This window comes from Actinomadura sp. 6K520 (assembly GCF_004349245.1).
Taxonomy (GTDB): Bacteria; Actinomycetota; Actinomycetes; order Streptosporangiales; family Streptosporangiaceae; genus Spirillospora.
Map to the genome: position 1 here is coordinate 1 of NZ_SMLC01000325.1, position 3,841 is coordinate 3,841.

Below are 3,841 nucleotides of genomic sequence, written 5' to 3' on the forward strand. Positions count from 1 at the left end.
CGTTGGTGCCGCTGACTCCGAAGGAGGACACAGCGGCACGGCGGGGCCGGTCGACCTCGGGCCAGGGCTGAGCCTGGCTGAGCAGGGAGACGGTTCCCGAATCCCAGTTGATGTGGGGGGAGGGCTCGTCGGCGTGCAGGCTTGGGGGGAGGTGGCTGTGGTTGATGGCCTGGACCATCTTGATGACCCCGGCGACCCCTGCGGCGGCCTGCGTGTGACCGATGTTGGATTTCAGAGAGCCCAGGTAGAGCGGCCGGTCCTGCGTGTGGTGGGTGCCGTAGGTCGCGAGTAGCGCGTTGGCCTCGATGGGGTCGCCCAGTGCGGTGCCCGTGCCGTGGGCCTCGACGGCGTCCACATCACCGGGGTCAAGCTGAGCACCGGCGAGTGCTTGGCGGATGACGCGTTCTTGTGAGGGTCCGTTGGGTGCGGTGAGGCCGTTGCTGGCGCCGTCCTGGTTGACCGCCGACCCCTTGATCACGGCCAGGATGTGCCGGCCGTTGCGCTGGGCGTGCGACAACCGTTCCAGCAGCACCAGACCGACGCCCTCCGCGCCTGCGAAGCCGTCGGCCGCCGCCGAAAAGGGCTTACATCGGCCGTCGAAGGCGAGGCCACGTTGCCTGCTGAACTCGACGAACATCGTGGGGGACGACATGACAGTGACGCCGCCGGCCAATGCCAGATCGCATTCACCGGTACGGATGGCCTGGACGGCAAGGTGAAGTGCGACGAGGGAGGACGAGCATGCGGTGTCGACGGTGACCGCAGGTCCCTGCAGGCCCAGGATGAAGGAGACTCGGCCCGACGCGACACTGCCCGCGCTGCCGTTGCCGAGATGCCCTTCGAGATCGTGTGGGGCCTCGCGGAGACGGCCGGCGTAGTCGTTGTACATGACGCCGGTGTAGACGCCGGTGGAGGTGTCTTTGAGTGTGGTGGGGTCGATGCCGGCGCGTTCGATGGTTTCCCAGGCGACTTCGAGCAGGAGCCGCTGCTGGGGGTCCATCGCCGTAGCCTCGCGGGGGGAGAGCCCGAAGAACGCGGCGTCGAACTGGTCGGCGTCGTGCAGGAACCCGCCCTCACGCGCGTAGGACTTCCCGGGTGTATCGGGGTCGGGGTCGAAGAGGGCGTCCAGGTCCCAGCCCCGGTTGTCGGGGAACGGGGTGATGGCGTCGCGGCCCTGCTCGACCAGCTCCCACAAATCCTCGGGAGACGACACACCACCCGGGTACCGGCACCCCATCCCCACTATCGCGATCGGCTCGTCGACCGATTCACGGAAGTTCCCTGCCGGGGCCTCTGTCGGCTCTCCCGCCGCCAGTTGGTGAAGGTAGGCACTGAGGCCCGCCGGGGTGGGGTGGTCGAAGATGAGCGTGGCGGGCAGTCGCAGCCCCGTGACATCAGCGAGTCGGTTGCGGATCTGGATGGCGGTGAGGGAATCGAACCCCAGCTCCTTGAAGGTGCTCCCCGATTCGATGGCTTCAGGACCCGGGTAGCCCAGGACGACCGCGGCGGTGGCGCGCACCAACTCCGCGAATTCCTCCTCCGAGGAGGGATGGGCGGTGCCGGAGGTTTCCGGGCGCCGCTCATGAAGTGCCGTGGTGTCCAGCTTGGCGGGAATGAGTGAGGCGCCAGGGTGGGTGAAGGCGGTGTCGAAGAGCTGGAGGGCTTGCCGGGTGCTCAGCGGGCTGAGCCCGGCGTGGGTGAGCCGCGCGTGGTCGCCCTCCCTGAGGTGGCGGGTCATTCCGCTCGCCTGGTCCCAGAGGCCCCACGCGAGGCTGGTGGCGGGAAGGCCCCGGTCATGCCGGTGGTGGGCGAGGGCGTCGAGGAAGGCGTTGGCGGCGGCGTAGTTGCCCTGGCCGGGGGAACCGAGAACGCCGACGATCGACGAGAAGAGGATGAACGCCTTGAGGTTCCTGTCCTTGGTCAGTTCGTGCAGGTGCCAGGCGGCGTCGGCCTTGGGCGCCAGGACCTTGCCGACCTGGTCGCGGCTCAGATTGGCAAGGGTGCCGTCGTCGAGGACCCCCGCCGTGTGAACGACCGCGGTGAGCGGATGCCGGGCGGGAATCGCTGACAGCAGGTCGGACAGCGCCTCCCGGTCGGTGATGTCGCAGGCCGCGACGACCACCTCGGTGCCCAGATCGGCTAGCTCGGCGCGCAGTTCGGTGGCGCCCGGCGCGTCGGGCCCGGAACGGCTGGCGAGCAAGACATGCCGGACGCCGTGCTCGGCGGCGAGGTGACGAGCGACGATCGCGCCCAGCGTTCCGGTGCCTCCCGTGATCAGAACGGTCCCGTCCGGGTCGGGCGGCTCCGGAGCGAGGTCCTCTGTCAGCGGTGCGGTCTGTGCGATGTGAGGAGTGCGGAGGTCTCCGCGGCGCACTGCCAGCTGAGGATGGCCGCTGCCGAGCGCGGTGGGCAGCGCGGCCAGGCTGGCGGGATCGTCGTCCACGTCGACCAGGACGTATCGATCGGGGTGCTCGGTCTGGGCGGTGCGCACCAGCCCCCACACCGCCCCGAGAGACGGAACCTCGATGACGTCGTCTGGGTCGGCGGACACGGCCTGACGGCTGAGGACGACCAGCCGCGACGAACGCAGCCGGTCGTCCTCGACCCAGGTCCTCAGCAGATCCAGAACGCTCGCGATGAGGCTGTGCGTGTGGCCCACGACATCGGCCGTTGATGGGACCGGACAGCGCCAGAGGACGAACGCCGGTACCGGGCCTCCGGCGTCGATCGCCCGAAGCAGGCTGGGCAGATCGGGGTGATGAGCCTCGGCGGTGGCCGCAGGCTCCGCGTCATCGCCGTCGCCGATGAGCGTGTAGGCCGGGAGTCGCCCACCCGAAACCCGGACAGGCGTCGTCCTCCACTCCTGCCGGAAGAGGAAGCGGTCGCTCGTGCTGTTCGCGGAGGCGAGGCGCTTCGCGGGAATGGGGCGAAGTGTCACGGTGCCCACGGTCATGACGACATTGCCGTCAGGGTCATGCGCCGTGATCGCGGCCTGGTCCTGCTCGGACCGGAGTTCGACACGGAGGACGGACGCCCCGACGGCGTGAAGAGTGACGTTCCGCCAGGTGAACGGGAGCTGGATCGACTCGTCCTCGTTCTGCGCGTCGGGGAGGAGCGTGTGCAGGGCGGCGTCGAGGAGTGCGGGGTGGATGCCGTATCCGGTGGTGTCGGTGTCGCCTGGGAGGGCGATCTCGGCGTAGCGGCCGTCGGGGCCATGCCATGCCCGGGTGACGCCCTGGAACACGGGACCGTACTGGTAACCGTGCCCGGCCAGCCGGAAGTAGAAGCCGGTGAGGTCGATGGGGGAGGCGCCCGGTGGCGGCCACTGTCTCGCCTTCTCATCCTCCCCGGTGGAGACCGGAAGCGGAGTGAGGCTGCCCGTGGCGTGCCGGGTCCAGGAGACTGCGGCATCGGCGGTGACCGGACGCGAGTGGATGGTGATGGCCCGGCGGCCATCGTCGTCGGTGGGTTCGACGGTCACTTGGAGATCGACGCCACCTTGTTCGGGCAGGAGCAAGGGGCTCTCGAGCGTGAGTTCCTCGACGTGCGGCAGTCCTGCCTGCCTCCCGGCATGGAGCGCGAGTTCGACGAACGCGGCGCCCGGGAGCAGGACGGTGTCGCGCACCACGTGGTCGGCGAGCCAAGGAAGGTCCTGCGCTGACAGGCGTCCGGTGAAGAGAAGAGTCCCTGAGCTGGAGAGCTCTGTTTCGGTCTTGAGAAGCTCATGTCCGCTGGAGCCGAGCCCGAGGCTCTCAGCGCTGGTGCCGCGTCTCGTGTGGAGCCAGTGGGTCCGATGCTGGAAGGGGTAGGTGGGGAGGGGTGTGGTGTGGGGGGTGTGTGG

2 protein-coding genes are annotated in these 3,841 nt (G+C 69.2%); one reads left to right on the forward strand and one right to left on the reverse strand.

Annotated elements, in window-relative coordinates; genetic code table 11:
* Positions 1–3,481 (reverse strand): SDR family NAD(P)-dependent oxidoreductase (locus E1289_RS36735; protein WP_347813620.1); only part of this gene is annotated, 3,481 nt, incomplete at its 3' end.
* Here E1289_RS36735 and E1289_RS40395 point away from each other — a divergent pair.
* On the forward strand, positions 3,482–3,661 hold the full coding sequence (locus E1289_RS40395; protein ID WP_347813621.1) for a hypothetical protein: 180 nt from the start codon (positions 3,482–3,484) through the stop codon (positions 3,659–3,661). It begins immediately after the preceding gene.
* Positions 3,662–3,841 lie beyond the last annotated feature (180 nt).